Annotated in this window: 17 protein-coding genes, 1 pseudogene and 1 riboswitch; of the genes and pseudogenes, 13 read left to right on the top strand and 5 right to left on the bottom strand. The window is 61.8% G+C overall.

The features are described 5' to 3' along the window. Positions 1-248 precede the first annotated feature (248 nt). From ACYSTU_RS14205 to ACYSTU_RS14190, 4 genes are read left to right on the top strand one after another with little or no spacing between them, the layout of a single operon-like run. Entirely contained in the window at positions 249-1,274 is a 1,026-nt protein-coding gene (locus tag ACYSTU_RS14205; RefSeq protein ID WP_136492516.1) for an ABC transporter substrate-binding protein, read from the top strand. Continuing rightward, positions 1,271-2,179: an ABC transporter permease gene (locus ACYSTU_RS14200; RefSeq protein ID WP_130927333.1), complete on the top strand. Its 909-nt coding sequence runs from the start codon at positions 1,271-1,273 to the stop codon at positions 2,177-2,179. The genes ACYSTU_RS14205 and ACYSTU_RS14200 overlap by 4 nt, the downstream gene beginning before the upstream one ends. Before the next feature lie 6 nt (positions 2,180-2,185). Continuing rightward, positions 2,186-2,995: an ABC transporter permease gene (locus ACYSTU_RS14195; protein ID WP_007918021.1), complete on the top strand. Its 810-nt coding sequence runs from the start codon at positions 2,186-2,188 to the stop codon at positions 2,993-2,995. A gap of 17 nt (positions 2,996-3,012) precedes the next feature. Beyond that, on the top strand, positions 3,013-4,167 hold the full coding sequence (locus tag ACYSTU_RS14190) for an ABC transporter ATP-binding protein (protein WP_073471132.1): 1,155 nt from the start codon (positions 3,013-3,015) through the stop codon (positions 4,165-4,167). A 202-nt stretch (positions 4,168-4,369) separates the two neighbouring features. Here the strand turns inward: ACYSTU_RS14190 and map are convergent, their stop codons facing one another. Both map and ACYSTU_RS14180 read right to left on the bottom strand, forming a co-directional pair. After that, a complete protein-coding gene (gene map / locus ACYSTU_RS14185) occupies positions 4,370-5,161 on the bottom strand; it encodes a type I methionyl aminopeptidase (protein WP_016775022.1) in 792 nt (263 codons plus the stop codon). After that, positions 5,158-5,385 (bottom strand): ParD-like family protein, encoded by a 228-nt coding sequence (locus ACYSTU_RS14180; RefSeq protein WP_007918027.1) that lies wholly within the window; start codon positions 5,383-5,385, stop codon positions 5,158-5,160. Before ACYSTU_RS14180 ends, map begins: the two co-directional genes overlap by 4 nt. Positions 5,386-5,505: 120 nt before the next feature. After that, positions 5,506-5,699, top strand: a riboswitch (cobalamin riboswitch). A gap of 139 nt (positions 5,700-5,838) precedes the next feature. Between ACYSTU_RS14180 and ACYSTU_RS14175 the strand changes: the two genes are divergently transcribed. The 3 genes and pseudogenes from ACYSTU_RS14175 to ACYSTU_RS14165 form a co-directional block, all read left to right on the top strand. Then, entirely contained in the window at positions 5,839-6,852 is a 1,014-nt protein-coding gene (locus ACYSTU_RS14175; RefSeq protein WP_498999438.1) for an ABC transporter substrate-binding protein, read from the top strand. Next, complete coding sequence (locus ACYSTU_RS14170) at positions 6,849-7,865, top strand: FecCD family ABC transporter permease (protein ID WP_122507927.1); 1,017 nt, start codon at positions 6,849-6,851, stop codon at positions 7,863-7,865. Before ACYSTU_RS14175 ends, ACYSTU_RS14170 begins: the two co-directional genes overlap by 4 nt. Before the next feature lie 92 nt (positions 7,866-7,957). Next, positions 7,958-8,626: pseudogene (locus ACYSTU_RS14165) on the top strand (ABC transporter ATP-binding protein); the annotation flags it as partial. A 77-nt stretch (positions 8,627-8,703) separates the two neighbouring features. On the opposite strand, the gene metE reads toward ACYSTU_RS14165, so the two are convergent. Beyond that, the gene (gene metE / locus ACYSTU_RS14160; protein ID WP_498999435.1) at positions 8,704-10,992 is read right to left on the bottom strand and encodes a 5-methyltetrahydropteroyltriglutamate--homocysteine S-methyltransferase; all 2,289 of its coding nucleotides are present in this window, start codon (positions 10,990-10,992) and stop codon (positions 8,704-8,706) included. Between the two features lie 364 nt (positions 10,993-11,356). On the opposite strand from metE, the gene ACYSTU_RS14155 reads away from it, so the two are divergent. From ACYSTU_RS14155 to ACYSTU_RS14145, 3 genes are all read left to right on the top strand, one after another. Then, a complete protein-coding gene (locus tag ACYSTU_RS14155) occupies positions 11,357-12,733 on the top strand; it encodes a pyridoxal-phosphate dependent enzyme (RefSeq protein WP_125918460.1) in 1,377 nt (458 codons plus the stop codon). Then, a complete protein-coding gene (locus ACYSTU_RS14150; protein ID WP_498999432.1) occupies positions 12,730-13,902 on the top strand; it encodes a cystathionine gamma-synthase in 1,173 nt (390 codons plus the stop codon). The genes ACYSTU_RS14155 and ACYSTU_RS14150 overlap by 4 nt, the downstream gene beginning before the upstream one ends. 352 nt (positions 13,903-14,254) lie before the next feature. Further along, positions 14,255-14,725 (top strand): hypothetical protein, encoded by a 471-nt coding sequence (locus tag ACYSTU_RS14145; protein ID WP_498999429.1) that lies wholly within the window; start codon positions 14,255-14,257, stop codon positions 14,723-14,725. A gap of 91 nt (positions 14,726-14,816) precedes the next feature. Here the strand turns inward: ACYSTU_RS14145 and ACYSTU_RS14140 are convergent, their stop codons facing one another. Next, entirely contained in the window at positions 14,817-16,445 is a 1,629-nt protein-coding gene (locus ACYSTU_RS14140) for an ATP-binding response regulator (protein ID WP_498999427.1), read from the bottom strand. Positions 16,446-16,558: 113 nt separating this feature from the next. Between ACYSTU_RS14140 and ACYSTU_RS14135 the strand changes: the two genes are divergently transcribed. Then, entirely contained in the window at positions 16,559-17,161 is a 603-nt protein-coding gene (locus tag ACYSTU_RS14135) for a LuxR C-terminal-related transcriptional regulator (protein ID WP_498999424.1), read from the top strand. Positions 17,162-17,168: 7 nt separating this feature from the next. Here the strand turns inward: ACYSTU_RS14135 and ACYSTU_RS14130 are convergent, their stop codons facing one another. Further along, positions 17,169-18,167 (bottom strand): bile acid:sodium symporter family protein, encoded by a 999-nt coding sequence (locus tag ACYSTU_RS14130; RefSeq protein WP_041480047.1) that lies wholly within the window; start codon positions 18,165-18,167, stop codon positions 17,169-17,171. An 82-nt stretch (positions 18,168-18,249) separates the two neighbouring features. Between ACYSTU_RS14130 and ACYSTU_RS14125 the strand changes: the two genes are divergently transcribed. Both ACYSTU_RS14125 and ACYSTU_RS14120 read left to right on the top strand, forming a co-directional pair. Next, complete coding sequence (locus tag ACYSTU_RS14125) at positions 18,250-19,038, top strand: AraC family transcriptional regulator (RefSeq protein WP_016775033.1); 789 nt, start codon at positions 18,250-18,252, stop codon at positions 19,036-19,038. A 239-nt stretch (positions 19,039-19,277) separates the two neighbouring features. Continuing rightward, positions 19,278-20,252, top strand: coding sequence for a TerC family protein (locus ACYSTU_RS14120; RefSeq protein ID WP_323164862.1), 975 nt, complete (start codon positions 19,278-19,280; stop codon positions 20,250-20,252). The last annotated feature ends 64 nt before the right edge of the window (positions 20,253-20,316 follow it).

The raw sequence follows: 20,316 nt of genomic DNA, 5'->3' as shown, positions 1-20,316 counted from the left end.
CAGGGCTGCTCCGCAGCCCAACGGGGATAAATCCCCTCGCCACAGTTTCATTCGCTACACATTTGGATGAAGACCGGAAAGACAGATCCGCCAGATAACCGGTAAGGCAAAGTGCTTGCACAAAGTTTGGAATACCATAATATGATATTCCATAGATCGGACGTTCCAACGAAGCGTCCAGCTACTGCTCCCGACAGGCGGGCAACAACGCAAGGCCCGCTCAAAAACACAACAATGAGGGCGTGAACATGGTGTTGAACAAAGCTGCAACCGCGATCTTTTTCGCGGGACTGCTCAGCGTTACCGGCCAGGCTGCAATGGCTGCCGAAAGCGTGAATTTTGTCAGCTGGGGCGGTAGCACCCAGGATGCGCAGAAACAGGCCTGGGCCGATCCGTTCAGCAAGGCCAGCGGCATCACCGTCGTCCAGGACGGCCCCACCGACTACGGCAAACTCAAGGCCATGGTCGAAAGCGGCAACGTGCAGTGGGACGTGGTCGATGTCGAAGCCGATTTCGCCCTGCGCGCCGCTGCCGAAGGCCTGCTTGAACCCCTCGACTTCAAAGTGATCCAGCGCGACAGGATCGACCCGCGCTTCGTCAGCGATCACGGCGTCGGCTCGTTCTTCTTCTCCTTCGTCCTCGGCTACAACGAAGGCAAGCTCGGCGCCAACAAGCCGCAGGACTGGAGCGCGCTGTTCGATACCAAGACCTGGCCCGGCAAACGCGCCCTGTACAAATGGCCAAGCCCCGGCGTGCTCGAACTGGCGCTGCTGGCCGATGGCGTACCTGCCGACAAGCTCTACCCGCTGGATCTGGATCGCGCCTTCAAGAAACTCGACACCATCAAGAAAGACATCGTCTGGTGGGGCGGCGGCGCGCAGTCGCAGCAACTGCTCGCGTCCGGCGAAGCGAGCATGGGCCAGTTCTGGAATGGCCGTGTGCACGCCTTGCAGGAAGACGGCGCACCGGTCGGCGTGAGCTGGAAACAGAACCTAGTCATGGCCGACATTCTGGTCATCCCCAAAGGCTCGAAAAACAAAGATGCGGCGATGAAGTTCCTCGCCAATGCCAGCAGCGCCAAAGGCCAGGCCGACTTCTCCAACCTGACCGCCTACGCGCCGGTCAACCTCGACAGTGTGGAGCGTCTGGATTCGACGCTGGCCCCCAACCTGCCGACGGCTTACGCCAAGGATCAGATCACCCTTGATTTCGCTTACTGGGCCAAGAACGGTCCGGCTATCGCGACACGGTGGAACGAATGGCTGGTCAAATGAAAATCGCGGCCACTGCGCCCCGTTCTTCCACTGCCACCGGGAGCGCCGCCGGCGCTGCCGGTTCGGCTTTCAAGCAACGCTGGCGCGGCGCCGGCAACCTCGTCCCGGCGCTGCTGTTCCTCGGCCTGTTCTTTCTGGCGCCGTTGATTGGCCTGCTGCTGCGCGGTGTGCTCGAACCTGTGCCGGGTCTCGGCAACTACGAACAACTGTTCGCCAACTCGGCCTATGCGCGAGTGCTGCTCAACACCTTTTCGGTGGCCGGGCTGGTGACGCTGTTCAGCCTGCTGCTGGGCTTTCCGCTGGCCTGGGCGATCACTTTGGTGCCGCGCGGCTGGGGGCGCTGGATCCTCAACATCGTGCTGCTGTCGATGTGGACCAGCCTGCTCGCCCGCACCTATTCGTGGCTGGTGTTGCTGCAAGCCTCGGGCGTGATCAACAAGGCGCTGATGGCGCTGGGCATCATCGATCAACCGCTGGAGATGGTGCACAACCTCACGGGCGTGGTGATCGGCATGAGCTACATCATGATCCCGTTCATCGTGCTGCCGTTGCAGGCGACCATGCAGGCCATCGACCCGATGATCCTGCAGGCCGGCTCGATCTGCGGTGCCAGTCCGTGGACCAACTTCTTCCGGGTGTTCCTGCCGCTGTGCCGGCCGGGTCTGGCGTCCGGCGGTTTGATGGTGTTCGTGATGTCGCTCGGTTACTACGTCACCCCGGCGCTGCTCGGCGGGGCGCAAAACATGATGCTGCCGGAGTTCATCATTCAGCAGGTGCAATCGTTCCTCAACTGGGGCCTGGCCAGTGCCGGCGCCGCGTTGTTGATCGCAATCACCCTGGTGCTGTTCTACTTCTACCTGAAGCTTCAACCGGAATCCCCGGTTGGCGCCAGTAACGCGAGGTAAGCCGACATGCTCCTGACCCCCAATGCCATGAGCCGGCGCATGCGTTTCGGCCTCTACGCCACGACTGGGCTGATCGGTCTGTTCCTGCTGTTGCCGATCGTGTTCATCGTGCTGCTGTCGTTCGGCTCCTCGCAGTGGCTGGTGTTCCCGCCACCGGGCTGGACGCTGAAATGGTACGGCCAGTTTTTCTCCAACCCCGACTGGATGAACGCCGCTGCCGCCAGCCTCAAGGTTGCCGTGCTGACCACGATCTGCGCCGTGGCCCTCGGTTTGCCGACCGCGTTTGCGCTGGTGCGCGGACGCTTTCCCGGCCGCGAGATGCTCTACGGCCTGTTCACCCTGCCGATGATCGTGCCGCTGGTGATCATCGCCGTGGCGGTGTACGCGCTGTTTCTCAAGCTCGGCTATACCGGGACCATGTTCGCCTTCGTCGTCAGCCATGTGATCGTCGCGCTGCCGTTCACCATCATCTCGATCATCAACTCGCTGAAGCTGTTCGATCAGTCGATTGAAGACGCGGCGGTGATCTGCGGTGCCTCGCGCCTGCAAGCGGTGTTCAAGGTGACGTTTCCGGCGATCCGTCCGGGCATGGTCGCCGGCGCCCTCTTCGCCTTCCTCGTTTCGTGGGACGAAGTGGTGCTCAGCGTGATGATGGCGAGCCCGACTCTGCAAACCCTTCCCGTGAAAATGTGGACCACCCTGCGCCAGGACCTGACCCCGGTGATCGCCGTCGCTTCGACGCTGCTGATCGGCCTGTCAGTGTTGGTCATGGTGATCGCCGCCGCCCTGCGCCGGCGCAACGAAATCAGCGCCTGAGCGCCCAGGAGTACGACATGAGTGCCGTGATCAAAGACGCATCCCAGCAGAGCGACAAACCCCTGGTCAGCCTGCGCAACCTGAACAAGCACTACGGCGATTTCGCTGCCGTCGACAATATCTCGCTGGACATCAAGGACGGCGAATTCCTCACCTTCCTCGGCTCCAGCGGCTCGGGCAAAAGCACCACGCTGTCGATGCTCGCCGGTTTTGAAACACCGAGCAGCGGCGAGATCCTCGTCAACGGCCAGTCGCTGGTCAAAGTGCCGCCGCACAAGCGCGACATCGGCATGGTTTTTCAGCGTTACTCGCTGTTCCCGCATCTGTCGGTGCGCGACAACATCGCCTTCCCTTTGGCGATCCGTAAACTGGCTGCCGCCGAGCGCGAAAAGCGCGTCGATGCGATGCTCAAACTGGTGCAGCTCGAACAGTTCGCCCATCGCCGCCCTTCGCAACTGTCCGGCGGTCAGCAACAACGTGTCGCCATCGCCCGGGCGCTGGTTTACGAGCCACGCATCCTGCTGATGGACGAACCGCTGGGCGCGCTGGACAAGAAGCTGCGCGAGGACTTGCAGGATGAACTGCGCCAGCTGCACCGGCGCCTGGGTATCACCATCGTTTACGTGACCCACGACCAGGAAGAAGCCATGCGGCTGTCGCAACGCATCGCGATTTTCAGCCACGGCAAGATTGTCGGCTTGGGCAGCGGGTATGACCTTTATCAGAATCCGCCGAATGCGTTTGTCGCGTCGTTTCTGGGCAATTCGAACTTCCTCAAGCTCAAGGCGCAAGGGAATGCGGCAGCGAGTTTCGAGGGGCAGTCATTGTCGATTCGGCTGACGTCCGGGTTGCACACTGATCAGGATGTGCTGCTGATGGTGCGTCCGGAAAAAGCCTTGGCGTTGAGCACGCAGCAGGCGCTCGATGAGCCGCTGGCGGCGGGTTGGAATGAGGTATCGGCGAATGTTGTGGAGGTGCTGTTTCTTGGTGAGAGCCAGACGTGCAGCGTGGTCACTGCGGGCGGGACGTCGATGACGGTGAAAGCGCTGTCGGCAGCGGGCATGCCACTCAAGGCCGGCGATCCGGTCCGGGTGCGCTGGGCGACGGCGGATGCTTGTGTTTATACCGAGTGGACCGAGAGCGATTTGAACAAGGCTGCCGGTGCTCACTGATTGCGCTGAGTCAGTTGGTCTACCCCCTCACCCCAACCCTCTCCCCCACGGTGGGCGAGGGGGAAAGGGAGCCGATCTTCATGCTGTTCAAAATGTAAGTTCGACTCGGTATCGCACGTCGGCGTATCTCGCAACAACACCTCGGTCAGTCCCCTCTCCCATTGGGAGAGGGCTAGGGTGAGGGCAAGCAGGCGACACGGTATCAGCCAATGGCCCGGTACCCTTCAATCTCATCCGGCCAAGCCGTCAGCACTTCAAACCCGCTCTCCGTCACCGCGACCATATGCTCCCACTGCGCCGACAACGAGCCATCCTTGGTCAGCACCGTCCAGCCATCCGGCATGTTCTTCACATGGCGTTTGCCGGCATTGAGCATCGGTTCCACGGTGAAAATCATCCCGGCCTTGAGCTTCAGCCCTTGATTGGGAAAGCCGTAATGCAGGATCTGCGGCTCATCGTGATAGACCTTGCCGATGCCATGGCCGCAGTACTCGCGTACCACGCTGAAGCCCTCCGCCTCCGCCAGGCTCTGGATCGCGTAACCGATATCGCCCAGCGTTGCACCCGGTTTCACTGCGCGAATGCCCGCGCACATCGCGTCGTAAGTGGTCTTGATCAGGTGCTGCGCCTCGGGGCTCGCCTCACCCACGACATACATGCGGCTGGTATCACCGAACCAGCCATCCTTGATCACGGCGATGTCGAGGTTGACGATGTCGCCGTCTTTCAATGGCGTACCCGATGGAATCCCGTGGCACACCACGTCATTGACCGACGCGCAGACGGTTTTCGGAAAGCCGTGATAACCGACGTTGGCCGGCACGGCTTTCTGCACATTGACGATGTAATCGTTGCACAACCGGTCCAGCTCATCGGTGGTCACCCCGGCCTTCACATGCGGCACCAGCATCGCCAGCACCTCAGCGGCGAGTTTGCCGGCAGCGCGGGATTTTTCGATGTCGGCCGGCGTGTTGATCTTGATCTGGTTTCTCATGCGCTGACGGCTTCCTGAGTCAGTTGTTGCAGATCCAGTCCGCCGTTCTGTTCGGCGCGGATCAGCAGGCGGCAAATGGCGCTGTGGTCGAGGTTGGGATGCAGCTCGGCGAGCATGCCGATGCGCATCCAGTGCTCGGCCTGCGCGTTGATCGAGCGGCTGAGGGCGTTGCTGGAAATGCGCAGGTTCTCGTGCATGTCCTCTGAAATCTTTACGATGCCCACATCTATATCCGATACGAAATGTATATGGATCGTATATTAATCAGTGCGTACGGCCGATTGCAATGCCAACGGCAAAATCGACGCTGTCGCAGATTCGCCTCCCCCTCCACCGCGCAAATCGACTACCATGCCGCCGCCGGTTTCCACACGGAATTAATAGGGAATCCGAAATGCTTGAATAGCATCAATCGGAACTGCCCCCGCAACTGTAGGTGCCGAGCCTGCTCCTCGACTGCCACTGGGTGAATCCCGGGAAGGCCGGAGCGTGGCGATGACGCATCAGTCAGGAGACCTGCCGGCACAGTGACTGACTAACCGGCGGGGTGTCCGGGAAGGACATCGTGCCGTGCTTGTTTTCACTATGCCGGCCTTGCGCAGTTTCCACGACCGCGCCCGAGGTGTGTTTCCAACCGTACCCGCCCGCTCCCGTACGGTTCCCCTGGAGACTGCCCCATGCTGCTGCCCCGCGTTGCCACCCTGCTCACCGCTCTGAGCCTTTGCGCCTTGGCGCAAGCGGCGCCGACTGCGTATCCGCTGACCGTGGAAAACTGTGGCAGCAGCCTGACCTTTCAGCACGCGCCTGCGCGCACGGTGACCATTGGCCAGGCCGGCACCGAAATGCTCTACGCCTTGGGCCTGGGCGACAAAGTCGTCGGCACCTCACTGTGGTTCAACGACGTGCTGGGCACATACAAAGCGCAGAACGACAGGATCGAGCGCCTCGCCGATAACGAGCCGAGTTTCGAAGCGGTGATCGCCAAACGCCCGGAGCTGGTTGCCGTCGAGCTGGAATGGATGGTCGGCCCGCAAGGCGCGGTCGGCACTCGCGAGCAGTTTCATGAACTGAAGATTCCGACCTATCTGCTGCCCTCCGATTGCGAAGCCAAGGACAACCTCGTCGGTTCGGACGGCACGCGGCTGGCGCCGTTTCGCATCGACAGCATCTACAAAGCCGTGAGCCAGCTCGCAGCGATTTTCGATGTGCAGGCGCGTGGCGAGCAGCTCAATGAGCAGCTTAAAGCCAGCCTCGCGCAGTCGATCGCCACCGCGAAAAAGCAGCAGCGCAAAGACGTCAGCGCCCTGGTGTGGTTCTCCAGCGCCGAGATGGACATCGAGCCGTTCGTGGCCGGGCACAAAGGCGTTCCCGATTTCATGCTCAGCACCCTCGGCGTGCGCAACGTGGTCGAGTCGGATGAAGAATGGCCAACCGTCGGCTGGGAAACCATCGCCAAGGCCAACCCGACATTTCTGGTGATCGCGCGCATGGATCGTCGACGTTTCCCGGCGGACGACTATCAGAAGAAACTCGCCTTCCTGCGCAGTGATCCGGTGACGCGCAACATGGACGCGGTCAAGCACAACCGCATCATCATCCTTGACGCCATGGCCATGCAGGCCAGCCTGCGCACCTTCGACGGCCTCGCACAACTGGCCAGCGCCATCAACGGCTACGACCTGTCGCCATGAGCAGACGCCTGATCCGTTTGCTGCTGGTGCTGTTGACGCTGTCGGTCGCGCTGATTGGCGGCGTGGCCATTGGCGAGACTTCGATCGAGCCGAGCGTAGTGTTGCAGGTGCTGGCCAACAAGCTGTGGGGCGCCGGTTATGTGCTCGACCCGATCGACGAAGGCATCGTCTGGAACTATCGCCTGACCCGCGCGCTGGTCGCGGCGGCCTGCGGCGCCGGCCTGGCGACGTGCGGGGTGATCCTGCAATCGCTGCTGCGCAATCCGCTGGCCGATCCGTATCTGCTGGGTATTTCCGCTGGCGCCTCGACCGGCGCGGTGATGGTCGCCCTGCTTGGCGTCGGCGCCGGGGCGATTTCATTGTCGGTCGGTGCCTTTGCCGGCGCGGTGACGGCGTTCGTGCTGGTGATCCTGTTGGCGAGGGTCAGCGGCTCGGCCAGCGGCACCGGGCAGATCATTCTGGCCGGGATCGCCGGTTCGCAATTGTTCAACGCCCTCACCGCGTTTCTGATCACCCGCTCGGCCAGCTCCGAACAAGCGCGCGGGATCATGTTCTGGCTGTTGGGCAACCTCGGCGGCGTGCGCTGGCCGTCGGTGTGGCTGGCGGTGCCGGTGGCGGTGTTGGGCTTGGTTGTTTGTCTGTGGCATCGCCGGGCGCTGGATGCGTTCACCTTTGGCGCGGACTCGGCGGCCTCCCTCGGCATTGCCGTGCGTAGCGTACAGATCCTGCTGATCGGCTGCGCCGCGCTGGTGACGGCGGTGATGGTGTCGATTGTCGGCTCGATCGGTTTTGTCGGTCTGGTGATTCCCCACGCCGCGCGGTTGTTGCTCGGCACCGGCCATGCGCGCCTTCTGCCTGCCAGTGCGTTGGGCGGCGCAGTGTTTCTGATCGCCGCCGATGTGCTGTCACGCACCCTGATCAAGGGTCAGGTGATTCCGGTCGGCGTGATCACTGCGCTGGTCGGCGCGCCGGTGTTCGCGCTGATTCTGGTGGGCCGGAGATCGGCGCGATGAACACGGTTCTGAGTTGTGCGGGTGTGGGCTTCAAAGTGCGCGGTGCCGAGTTGCTCAATGGTGTCAGTCTCGATGTTCAGCGCGGCGAGACCCTGGGCATTGTCGGGCCGAACGGTTCGGGTAAATCTACGCTGCTGAAACTGCTCGCCGGCCTGCGCGAACCGAGCGCGGGCCATGTGCAGCTCGGCGGTCAGGCGCTGGGCAAAATGTCGCGGCGCAGCATCGCGCAGACGCTCGCGGTGGTTGAGCAACAGGCCGATACCGACGATGGCATTCGCGTGTTCGACGCGGTGGCGCTGGGGCGGACGCCGTGGTTGTCGGCGCTGCAACCGTGGTCGCCGGCCGATGACGCCATCGTCGAGCAAGCGCTGGTCGACGTCGACGCCGTGCACCTGCGCAACCGCCTCTGGCGCAGCCTCTCCGGCGGGGAACGCCAACGCGTGCACATCGCCCGCGCACTGGCGCAGCGCCCGCAGATCCTGCTGCTCGACGAGCCGGCGAATCACCTCGATATCCAGCATCAGTTGAGCATTCTGCAAGTGGTGCGCGCACTGCCGGTGACTACGCTGATCGCCCTGCACGATCTCAATCAGGCGCTCAAATGCGATCGCCTGGCGGTGCTGGAGCGCGGGCGTCTGGTGGCATTGGGCGAGCCGCTGCACGTGCTGACGCCGGAGCGGTTACATACGACTTTCGGGGTCAGGGCGCACTATCTGACGGACCCGTTCGATGGTGCACCGATATTGCGCTTCCTTGCTTGATGTATGTGTAGCTGAGAGACCGCTTTCGCGAGCAGGCTCGCTCCCACAGGGGTTATGTATTCCAGGGCGGTAAAGGGTCAGGCCCACTCTTTGCGCAGTTGCCGCGCGGCGCTGACCATGTGCACCAGCGCCGCTTCGGTCTCTGGCCAGCCTCGGGTCTTCAACCCGCAATCCGGATTGACCCACAGCCGCTCGACCGGAATGCGCTGGGCAGCTTTGCGCAGCAGGCCGACCATTTCCGTCACATCGGGAATACGTGGCGAGTGAATATCGTAGACGCCCGGGCCGATGTCGTTCGGGTAGGCGAATGCTTCAAATGCCTCAAGCAGTTCCATGTCCGACCGTGAGGTTTCGATGGTGATGACATCGGCATCCATCGCCGCGATCGACTCGATCACATCGTTGAATTCGCTGTAGCACATGTGCGTGTGGATCTGGGTTTCGTCGCGCACGCCGGAGGCGCACAGGCGGAACGCTTCGCTTGCCCATTCCAGATACGCCGGCCACTGCGCCCGGCGTAACGGCAAGCCTTCACGGAACGCCGCTTCGTCGATCTGGACGATTTTGATTCCTGCCGCTTCCAGATCATTCACCTCGTCACGAATGGCCAGCGCCAGTTGTCGAGCCTGCACTTCGCGGCTGACGTCTTCGCGGGCGAAGGACCACATCAGCATGGTCACCGGGCCGGTCAGCATGCCTTTCATGACCTTGTCGGTGAGGCCCTGGGCGTAGCGGATCCACTCGACCGTCATCGCTTTCGAGCGGCTCAGGTCACCGAAAATCACCGCTGGCTTGACGCAGCGCGAACCATAGCTCTGCACCCAGCCAAAGCGGGTGAAGGCATAACCGTCGAGTTGTTCGGCGAAGTATTCGACCATGTCGTTGCGCTCGGCCTCACCGTGCACCAGCACATCCAGGCCGAGGCGTTCTTGAATTTCTACAGCGTGGCGAATCTCCGTGTGCATCGCATCGGTGTAATCGGCCGCGCTGAGCTTGCCTTGCTTGTAGGCCTGGCGCGCCAGACGGATCGCCGCCGTCTGCGGAAATGAACCAATGGTGGTGGTCGGAAACAGCGGCAAATCGAGTTTGCCGCGCTGTTTGGCGATGCGCTGGGCAAACGGCGATTGGCGTTGCGCATCCCTGGCAGTGATCGCCGCGACCCGCGCTTGCACCGCCGGTTTGTGAATACGCGGCGAGGCAGCGCGGCTGGTTTGTACCGAACGACTTTGCGCCAGTGCGCGCAGCACCTGCGGCGCTTCCGGCTCGCTGACCGCTTGGGCGAGCACGGCGACCTCTTCGCACTTCTGCACGGCAAACGCCAGCCAGCTCTTGAGTTCCGCATCGAGCTGGTCTTCCCGGCCCAGATCAACCGGACTGTGCAGCAACGAGCAGGACGGCGCCACCCACAAGCGATCACCCAGACGCTCATGGGCATGGCGCAGTGTCGCCAGCGCGTTTTGCAGATCGCAGCGCCAGACGTTCCGACCGTTGACCACACCCAGCGACAGCACTTTATAGGCCGGCAGACGATCCAGAATGGTCGGGTATTGATCCGGCGCGCGCACCAGATCGATGTGCAGGCCATCGACAGGCAGGTTCGCCGCCAGACCGAGGTTTTCTTCCAGACCACCGAAGTACGTGGCGAGCAGTTTTGTCAGCGGATCGCGCTGGATCTGGTTGTAGGCGCGCTCGAAAGCGTTCTTCCAGTCCTGAGGCAGATCGAGCACCAGAATCGGCTCGTCGATCTGCACCCACTCCACACCCAACGCCGCCAGCCGCGCGAAGATCTGGCCGTACAGCGGCAGCAGGCGATCAAGCAAATCGAGCTTGTCGAAATCGGCGCCTTTGGTTTTGCCCAACCACAGATAGGTCAGCGGGCCAATGATCACCGGTTTGACGTTGTGCCCCAGCGCACGGGCCTCTTCGGTTTCTTCAAACAGCTGCTCCCAACCCAGCTGAAATTGTTGATCGACGCTGAATTCCGGTACGAGGTAGTGATAGTTGGTGTCGAACCACTTGGTCATTTCCTGAGCGTGGCCTTCGCCGCAGCAAGTATTGCTGACGCCTCGGGCCATGCTGAACAGCGTATGCAGCGTGGCTTTGCCGTCATGCGGGCGGAAGCGCTCGGGGATCACGCCGAACATCAGCGAGTGGGTCAGCACCTGGTCGTACCAGGCGAAATCGCCAACCGGCAGCAAGTCGATGCCAGCGTTTTTCTGCAAGTTCCAATGGACCTTGCGCAGCTCACGCCCGACGTCACGCAGGCCCGCCTCGTGCAGCTCTCCTTTCCAGAACGCCTCTTGCGCTTTCTTCAGTTCGCGGTAGCGACCGATGCGCGGAAATCCAAGGGAATGGGCCAGTGCCATGACAAACAACTCCAGATGCTTATTCGATGGCGGGTATTGTCGGGAACCGGACTTAATGAAACAAACTCAATAAATTCCAGATCATCACAAGTTCTACTCATGCACAGAAGCCCCTGCAGGAGCTGCCGAAGGATGCGATCTTCAGACCGTAGGGACGCAGAGCGTCCCCGGCTGCAGTCCCACGCGGAGCGTGGGAACGATCAGACACCTCAGGGCAACATGCCAGTTTTCGTTCTATCGTTAGATCCAAATGGCTGGATTTTCCAAGGATTAGAGGTTGCGAGAGAGGATGTCTGCGCCTAAGTTGCACGCGAGTCTTTTCCCCGCGATTGGAACGCGATCAACACCATAAAGAGGTGAAGAAATGTCGAAGGAATCACGCCCTGCCGTGCTTGGGCTGATAGGCAATACTCCGCTGGTGCAGGTCACCCGCTTCGATACCGGACCGTGCACGCTGTTTCTCAAACTTGAATCGCAGAACCCCGGCGGCTCGATCAAGGACCGTATCGGTCTGGCGATGATCGACGCTGCGGAACGTGACGGCCGCCTGCAACCGGGCGGGACGATTGTCGAGGCCACTGCCGGCAATACCGGTCTGGGTCTGGCGCTGGTCGGCCGGGCCAAAGGCTATCGTGTGGTGCTGGTGGTGCCGGACAAGATGTCCACCGAGAAAGTCCTGCACTTGAAGGCCATGGGCGCCGAAGTGCACATCACTCGTTCTGACGTCGGCAAGGGCCATCCCGAGTATTACCAGGACGTCGCCGCGCGTTTGGCCAAGGACATTCCCGGCGCGTTTTTCGCCGACCAATTCAACAATCCCGCCAACCCGCTGGCCCATGAATGCAGCACCGCGCCGGAAATCTGGGCGCAGACCGAACATGATCTGGACGCCATCGTCGTCGGCGTCGGATCGGCCGGCACGCTGACCGGGCTGAGTCGCTTCTTCAAGCGCGTGCAACCGGATCTGGAAATGGTCCTCGCCGATCCGATCGGCTCGGTGATGGCGCAATACAGCCGCGACGGCACCTTGCCGACGCCCGGTTCGTGGGCGGTCGAGGGTATCGGCGAAGACTTCATTCCGTCGATCACCGACCTCTCCAGCGTGCGTCACGCCTACTCGATCAGCGATGCGGAAAGCTTCGATCATGCCCGCCAGTTGCTCAAGGCCGAGGGCATTCTCGGTGGCTCATCGACCGGCACCCTGTTCGCTGCCGCGCTGCGTTATTGCCGCGAGCAGACCGAGCCGAAACGCGTGGTCAGCTTTGTCTGCGACACCGGCACGCGCTACCTGTCGAAGGTCTACAACGACCAGTGGATGACCGATCAGGGCCTGTTGCAGCGCAAGGGCTACGGCGATCTGCGCGATTTGATCGCACGGCGTTTCGAGGACGGCCGGGTGATCAGCGTCGGCCCGGACGACACCCTGCTCACGGCCTTCCAACGCATGCGTCTGGCGGACGTTTCGCAACTGCCGGTGCTGGTCGAAGGCAAACAACTAGTGGGAGTGATCGACGAGTCCGACATCCTCCTCGGCGTCCACGAAGACGCCGCACGTTTCAGCCAGTCGGTGTCGAGTGTGATGACCGACAAACTGCAAACCCTCGCCCCGGCTGCGAGCCTGGCCGAGCTGGAATCGGTGCTCAGCCGTGGCCTCGTCGCGATCATCGCCGACGCTTCAGGCTTCCATGGCCTGATCACCCGCACCGACATGCTCAACCAATTACGGAGATCCCTTGCATGAGTCAGCACGACGATAAATCCCAAGGCTTCGCCACCCGGGTGATCCACGCCGGGCAAGAGCCGGACCCGACCACCGGCGCGCTGATGCCGCCGATCTATGCCAACTCCACCTACCTGCAAGACAGCCCCGGCGTGCACAAGGGGTTCGACTACGGCCGCTCGCACAACCCGACGCGCTTCGCCCTGGAGCGCTGCGTCGCCGACCTCGAAGGCGGCACCCGCGCGTTCGCCTTCGCCTCGGGGCTGGCGGCGATTTCCACGGTGCTGGAACTGCTCGACGCCGGCTCGCACATCGTTTCCGGCAATGACTTGTACGGCGGCACGTTCCGCCTGTTCGACAAGGTCCGCCAGCGCAGTGCCGGGCACCGTTTCAGCTTCGTCGACCTGACCGATCTGTCGGCGTTCGAAGCCTCGCTGCAGGACGACACGCGCATGGTCATGGTCGAAACCCCGACCAACCCGCTGCTGAGCCTGTCGGACCTGGCCGCAATCGCGCGCATCTGCCGCGCGCGCGGGATCATCTGCGTGGCCGACAACACGTTCGCCAGCCCCTACATCCAGCGCCCGCTGGAGTTGGGTTTCGACATCGTCCTGCACTCGACCACCAAATACCTCAACGGCCACTCCGACGTGATCGGTGGCATTGCCGTGGTCGGGCAGAACGCCGAACTGGCGGAAAAACTCGGCTTCCTGCAGAACGCCGTCGGCGCGATTTCCGGGCCGTTCGATGCGTTCCTCACTCTGCGCGGGGTGAAGACTTTGGCGCTGCGCATGGAACGTCACTGCAGCAACGCCCTGGACCTGGCGCAGTGGCTGGAACAGCAGCCGCAGGTCAAGCGCGTCTACTACCCGGGCCTGACCTCGCACCCGCAGCACGAACTGGCCAAGCGGCAGATGCGCGGTTTTGGCGGGATGATTTCTGTTGACCTGAACAGCGACCTGGCCGGTGCGCGGCGGTTTTTGGAGAACGTGAAGATCTTTGCGTTGGCGGAAAGTCTGGGTGGCGTGGAGAGCCTGATCGAGCATCCGGCGATCATGACCCACGCGACCATCCCGCCGGAAACCCGTGCGAAGCTGGGGATTGGCGATGGGCTGGTGCGGTTGTCGGTGGGGGTCGAAGACATTGAAGACCTGCGCGCCGATCTGGCTCAGGCACTGGCAAAAATGTAAACAGCTCCACACCAAGAAGCCCGCGCAATGCGGGCTTCGTCTTTTTTTGTCCGTCGATCTTTCTGCCGTGGCAGTTCCCGAGGCCGATCCTATACTCAATCGGCTCGATCAGGATTATCTCGACACCCGCACGCCGCTCGGTGTGCCCGTGCCTTTCGCCAACCAGGTAAAACCCAAGCCAATGAGTAACTGCGCCGGGCATACGCAACGGACGACATCTCATCGCATTCTGGCTGCTGGGTCGTGGAGAAAACCATGAAATACAAGTTGTTGTCAGGCGTGCTTCTTGCGGTAGCGGCCAGCGTTGTGGTGCCGAATGTCTTGGCGGCGGAACCGCAGGCGTTGGCTTCGGATGGGGGTGATCGTGTTGGTGCTGGGGCGGTGGCTGCCAATGGCGCCGATCGTGTCGGCGCAGGTGCAGTCGCTGCCGATGGTGCTGATCGTGTCGGTGCCGGGGCAGTGGCTGCCGATGGTGCTGATCGTGTCGGTGCCGGCGCGGTGGCTGCCGATGGCGCTGATCGTGTCGGTGCCGGCGCGGTGGCTGCCGATGGTGCTGATCGCGTCGGTGCCGGCGCTGTGGCTGCCGATGGTGCTGATCGCGTCGGTGCAGGCGCTGTGGCTGCCGATGGCGCTGATCGTGTCGGTGCTGGCGCGGTGGCTGCAGATGGCGCTGATCGTGTCGGTGCTGGCGCGGTGGCTGCCGATGGAGCTGATCGTGTCGGTGCCGGAGCATTGGCAGCGGATGGGGCCGACCGCACCGGCGTCAACCGAGTGGCCTACTCCCGGGTCGGAGTCGGTTCTGATCGCGTGGCATCGGCGCTGATGACCGGCAGCTATTCCGACCAGTTCAACAGCCCACAATAATCGCCGCGAAATAACGGGCGAGCTCCTGAGCCGCCCGTTTACATCGGCCTTTACAGCATCTGTTCAACCGCTTCGCCTTGTCGATCACGCAGGGTGCGCAACGTCGCGCGCAACTCGGCCGGGCGCACCGGTTTCGACAGAATCGCAATCTGGCGGTCATGCAAGGCAGCCTGAATCTTCTCGACGTCGTGCCCGGTGATGATCATTGCCGGCACCGCCCAACCGCGCCGCCTGCGCACTTCATCAATGCATTCGATGCCAGTGGCGTGAGTGCCCAGGTCATAGTCGGCGACGATGATGTCGCAGTCGGTGACCAGATCTTCAGCCGACCACTCGCCCTGCACCACGCAGCCCCAGCGTTCAAGCAACGCCGAAGTCGCCAGCAGCACGTTGCGGTCATCCTCGACCAGACACACCTTCAGCCCGGTCAACAAACCCACCTGCCGCGCTTCACTGCGAACCACCGGTGACTGCGGCGCCGCCACGATCGGCAACCCCGCAAGCGTCACAGCTGTGCCGCGCCCCAACTGTGAACGCAGAGCAACGTGCACATCGATCAGTTCACCAAGACGCTTGATGATCGACAGGCCCAGCCCCACGCCTTCGACGTCTTTGTCGCGCACTTGCCGCACGCGATAAAACTCCTCGAAAACCTTGTGCAAATGCTCTTCGGCAATGCCGTTGCCGCGGTCGTAGATGACTATGGCCAGCCCTGCCCCACGTTTACGCACGCCGATCAGCACGGGTCGTTGCGCGCCGTATTTGAAGCAGTTGGAGAGCACGTTCTGCACCATGGTCGCCAGCAGCGCCGGGTCGGTTCTGACCCAGTGGTTGCACGGTCGCAGCCGCAGCTCGACGCCCGCCCAACGTGCCGCTTCCTGATGTTGGCAGACGATGTCCGCAAGCCATTCACCGAGATTGAGCGTTTGCATTTTCGCTTCAACCCGGCCGTTATCGAGGGTGTAGAGGTCGAGAATCGAGCGGAACAATTGCGAGACGTTGAGCAGTGAGCGGTCGATGTTGTCGACCAACCGCCGCTCTTCATCACCCAGGCGCGACTCCCGCAGGCACGCGGTAAACAGTCCGATGGAGTGAATCGGCTGACGCAAGTCGTGACTGGCCTGCGCGAGGAAGCGCGACTTTTCCAGATTCGCCGCCAGCGCTTCTTCGGACGCCTTGCGCGTACGCTCCAACAGCAAGTGCGCATAAAACGGAATCACCGTGCTGGTGATCAGCAGCATCAGCACCATGAACGGCTGCGCCTGCCAATACGGCGTCAGGCGATAGACCACCAGCAGCGCCACCAATGCAAGGCCGGTGGCAATCGCCAGATAGCGCGAGCCGTAGCGCATGCCGTTGCCGAGATTGACCCAGACCATCACCGCGTACAGTGGCAACGCCGCTTCGCCGCCGATCACCAGCCCGAAACAGGTGCCGGTGTAATCGTGGGCCATGGCGAAAATCCGTCGCGCCGGATAATGCCCCGGCCAGCGCGCAATGGCCTGGCGAAACACGATCGACGCCAGCAGGAACAGACTGATGTAGGTGATGACCGGCAGGTAGGTCTCGAAGCGATGGCCCGGCAAAAAGACCAGTACGACCATGTAAACCACCGCGATGGCGGCGATGATGATGCGCAGATTGGCCTGGTCGAGTTCGGTGTTTTTCTCGAACTTCATGGGAAACGTCCTTGTGCAGCGATTGCAGTTTCGGAAGCAGCCTACAGGCAACCTTCGCGTCCAGTGCTAAGGTGCAGGCCTTGAATCACGCCTGACCCAGGGAGGGTCGCATCATGACGTGCCGGATCATCATAGCCGACGATCACCCACTGTTTCGCGAGGCAATGTTGCGCACTGTGCAGCGCTTGCTGCCTGAGATGTTGCTTGAAGAAGCCGGCGACTTCGAGACCGTGCTCAAGCTGCTGGTGCCGGACAACGAGCCGGACACGCTGATGCTCGATCTGCGCTTTCCCGGACTGACCTGCATCACTCAACTCGCCGACTTGCGCCAACGATTGCCGCGCACCACGCTGATCGTGGTGTCGATGGTTGACGATCAAGCGCTGATCAGTGAAGTCATGGCGGCGGGCATTGACGGTTTTATCGGCAAGAACATTGCACCGGATGAAATCGGTCAGGCGATTCTGGCGATCCGTGAAGGTGAAGTACTGGTGAAGTCGGCGCCGTCCGGCTTGTTGCCGCTGGAAACCGCGACGACGCTGACGCCGCGTCAGCAGGACGTGCTGCGTTTGATCGCGCAAGGCAAGACCAACAAGGAAATTGCCCGTGAACTGGATATCTCCCCGTTCACGGTACGCATCCATGTGTCTTCGTTGCTGCGCACGCTGGATGTGCCGACGCGGGCGGCAGCGGCGGTCAATTATTCGGGGCTGTGAAGCGCTTTTACGGATCAACCTGCGCCATCAGATCCGGCACCGACTCCGGCCGTTTCGCATAGCGCTGCGCCAGCACCGCGCAGACCATCAGTTGGATCTGATGGAACAACATCAGCGGCAGAATCAGCACGCCGATGGTGCTGCCGGCGAACAACACCTGCGCCATCGGCACGCCGGTCGCCAGGCTCTTTTTCGAACCGCAGAACAGAATGGTGATGCGGTCTTCCTGATTGAAGCCGAACGCTTTGCTCAACAGAATTGATGCCACCAGAACCAACGTCAGCAGGATGCAGCAGACCACCACCAGGCCGAGCAACTCGAACAACGGAATCTGCTGCCAGATGCCTTCGTTGACCGCCTCGCTGAATGCGCCGTACACCACCAGCAGAATCGAGCCCTGATCGACGAATTTCAGCCAGTTCTTGTTGCGCCCTACCCACGCGCCGATCCAGCGGCGGGCGATCTGCCCGGCAATGAATGGCAGGAGCAATTGCACACTGATCTTGACGATGGCATCGAGGGTCGAGCCGCCGTCGCCGTGGACGTTGAGCAGCAGCGTCACCAGCAGCGGCGTGAGGAAAATCCCGAACAGGCTGGACGCCGCCGCACTGCAGATCGCCGCCGGAATATTGCCTCGCGCCAGCGAAGTGAACGCGATCGCCGACTGCACGGTGGCGGGCAACGCGCAGAGGTAGAGCATGCCCATGTACAGCTGATCACCGATCAGCGGTGACAACAGCGGTTTCAGCGCCAGGCCGAGAATCGGGAAGAGCACGAAGGTCAGGCCGAACACCAGCAGATGCAGACGCCAGTGGCCGGCGCCGGCGATGATCGATTCGCGCGACAGCTTGGCGCCGTGCAGGAAAAACAGCAGGGCGATGGCGATGTTGGTCAGCCAGCCGAAGCCGACCGCGACTTGACCGCTGGCGGGCAGGAAGCTGGCCAGCAGGACGACGCCGATCAAGGTCAGCGTGAAGTTATCGGGCAGAAAACGTGGGCGCGTCATGAGATTCATTCGGGGGTTGCCAGTGCGTGTCGACGACTCTAACTTGACTGGCAATTACCGACTAACGCCGAAGAGCCGCAAGATGCCGCCTAAAGGACATGCCAAAAGCGTTCGCCGCAGTGTTCCCGGGCTGCCCAGCCTGCCGCGCCCGGTGTATGGACGCACCGAATCGCTGCCCAATCGCGCCCTCACCCGCCGCCACAGTCATCCGTGGGTGCAGTTGTCATACGCGATTCAGGGTGTGCTCGAAGTGCAGACCAGCGCCGGCCGATTCGTCGCGCCGCCGGAGCGTGCGGTGTGGATTCCGGCCGGCGTGCCGCACCGGGTGTTCAGCGCACCGCATACGGAAATGCGCAGCCTGTACATCGACAGCAGCGTCACCGGTTGGGCCGCCGAGCATTGCCATGTGCTCGGCGTCAGCGATCTGCTCAGGGAGTTGATTCGCGCCTTCAGTCAGGTGCCAGTGGAATACGACGAAAGCGGCCCTGACGGACGCTTGGCCCAGGTGATCCTTGATCAATTGGCCGACGCGCCGACCATCGACTTGATGCTGCCGCTGCCGCAAGACCCGCGCCTGAAGCAGATCTACCAGAGCCTGGAGCAACACCCGGAACAGCAGACCACGCTGAGCCACTGGAGCGAAAAATTCGGTGTCACCGAAAAGACTCTGACGCGGCTGTTTTTGCGCGACACCGGCCTGACCTTCCGCGCCTGGCGCCAGCGCTTGCGCTTGCTCGGCGCCCTGACCCCGCTGGAGAAAGGCGAGCGTGTGACCGATGTTGCGCTGGCTTGTGGATACGACTCGACCTCGGCGTTTATCGCCGCGTTTCGTCAGCAGTTTGGCGAAACGCCGGGAGAGTTTTTCCGCTGACACTTCGTTTTTGCCGAACTGTCAGTCAGAAATAAACGATTTTTCTTTGCTCCAGATCCGTCGCTAGCATGGCCCCGTCTGACTTTGATCGAGAAGAGAAGATGATCCCTGTGGGAGCGAGCCTGCTCGCGAACGCGGTGGGTCAGCAACCTCAACTTCACTGTTCCATCGCATTCGCGAGCAGGCTCGCTCCCACAGGAGATGTGCTTGCTGCAAATAAAAAGACAGGGGAGCGTGCCATGCCTGCCACGAACATCAATATCGGCGAACCCTGGATGTGGGGTGCCTTCATCATCTTCGTTCTGGCCATGCTGGCCCTGGACTTGTTTGTCTTCGGTGGGCGCAAGGCGCACCGGGTGTCGGTGCGGGAAGCGTCGGCCTGGGTGGTTGCCTGGTGCCTGTTGGCGCTGAGTTTTGCCGGGTTGCTCTGGTGGTATCTGCACGGTGAATTCGGCGGTGAAATCGCCCGGCAGAAAACCCTGGAATTCCTCACCGGCTATCTGATTGAGCAGTCGCTGTCGATCGACAACATGTTCGTCTTCGTGATGATCTTCAGCTACTTCGCCGTGCCACCGGAATTGCAGCGACGAGTGCTGCTGTACGGCGTGCTCGGCGCAATCGTCATGCGCGCGATCATGATTTTTGCCGGTGTGTGGCTGGTGTCGCAGTTCGAATGGCTGCTGTATGCCTTCGGCGTATTCCTGATCATCACCGGGATCAAAATGCTGGTGTTCGCTGATCATCAACCGGATCTGGAAAAGAATCCGTTACTGCGCTGGGTGCGCGGGCATATGCGCATCACCAGTGGCTTTCACGGCGAGAAGTTTTTCATCCTGCAGAACGGCGTGCGCTGGGCAACGCCGATGTTCCTGGTGCTGGTGCTGATCGAGGCCAGCGACTTGATGTTCGCCGTCGACAGCATTCCGGCGATCTTCGCCGTGACCACCGACCCGTTCATTGTTTTCACCTCGAACATCTTCGCAATCATGGGCCTGCGCGCGCTGTATTTCCTGCTGGCGGACATGGCTGACCGCTTTCACCTGCTCAAATACGGGCTGGCGATCGTGCTGGTGTTCATCGGCGGCAAGATGGTGCTGATGCCGTGGTTCCACATGCCGGTGGAATGGTCGCTGGCAATCGTCGGGTCGGTGATTCTGGGTTCGGTGCTGTTGAGTCTGGTGACCAGCCGCGAGGCAGAACGCCGCACCGAATGACACCACCCAACCCCACCTGTGGGAGCGAGCCTGCTCGCGAATACGCCGGATCATTCAACGTAGG

Source organism: Pseudomonas glycinis (assembly GCF_054871425.1).
The sequence above is the reverse complement of the archived record's forward strand: the minus strand, read 5'-3'. Positions and strand labels throughout refer to the sequence as shown.

Excerpts from the sequence above, each read along its gene's own strand:
- ACYSTU_RS14205 (WP_136492516.1), top strand. The coding sequence starts at position 249 with ATGGTGTTGAACAAAGCTGCAACCGCGATCTTTTTCGCGGGACTGCTC.
- ACYSTU_RS14200 (WP_130927333.1), top strand. The coding sequence starts at position 1,271 with ATGAAAATCGCGGCCACTGCGCCCCGTTCTTCCACTGCCACCGGGAGC.
- ACYSTU_RS14195 (WP_007918021.1), top strand. The coding sequence starts at position 2,186 with ATGCTCCTGACCCCCAATGCCATGAGCCGGCGCATGCGTTTCGGCCTC.
- ACYSTU_RS14190 (WP_073471132.1), top strand. The coding sequence starts at position 3,013 with ATGAGTGCCGTGATCAAAGACGCATCCCAGCAGAGCGACAAACCCCTG.
- map (WP_016775022.1), bottom strand. The coding sequence starts at position 5,161 with ATGAGAAACCAGATCAAGATCAACACGCCGGCCGACATCGAAAAATCC.
- ACYSTU_RS14175 (WP_498999438.1), top strand. The coding sequence starts at position 5,839 with ATGCTGCTGCCCCGCGTTGCCACCCTGCTCACCGCTCTGAGCCTTTGC.
- ACYSTU_RS14170 (WP_122507927.1), top strand. The coding sequence starts at position 6,849 with ATGAGCAGACGCCTGATCCGTTTGCTGCTGGTGCTGTTGACGCTGTCG.
- metE (WP_498999435.1), bottom strand. The coding sequence starts at position 10,992 with ATGGCACTGGCCCATTCCCTTGGATTTCCGCGCATCGGTCGCTACCGC.
- ACYSTU_RS14155 (WP_125918460.1), top strand. The coding sequence starts at position 11,357 with ATGTCGAAGGAATCACGCCCTGCCGTGCTTGGGCTGATAGGCAATACT.
- ACYSTU_RS14150 (WP_498999432.1), top strand. The coding sequence starts at position 12,730 with ATGAGTCAGCACGACGATAAATCCCAAGGCTTCGCCACCCGGGTGATC.
- ACYSTU_RS14145 (WP_498999429.1), top strand. The coding sequence starts at position 14,255 with ATGGGGGTGATCGTGTTGGTGCTGGGGCGGTGGCTGCCAATGGCGCCG.
- ACYSTU_RS14140 (WP_498999427.1), bottom strand. The coding sequence starts at position 16,445 with ATGAAGTTCGAGAAAAACACCGAACTCGACCAGGCCAATCTGCGCATC.
- ACYSTU_RS14135 (WP_498999424.1), top strand. The coding sequence starts at position 16,559 with ATGACGTGCCGGATCATCATAGCCGACGATCACCCACTGTTTCGCGAG.
- ACYSTU_RS14130 (WP_041480047.1), bottom strand. The coding sequence starts at position 18,167 with ATGACGCGCCCACGTTTTCTGCCCGATAACTTCACGCTGACCTTGATC.
- ACYSTU_RS14125 (WP_016775033.1), top strand. The coding sequence starts at position 18,250 with ATGCCGCCTAAAGGACATGCCAAAAGCGTTCGCCGCAGTGTTCCCGGG.
- ACYSTU_RS14120 (WP_323164862.1), top strand. The coding sequence starts at position 19,278 with ATGCCTGCCACGAACATCAATATCGGCGAACCCTGGATGTGGGGTGCC.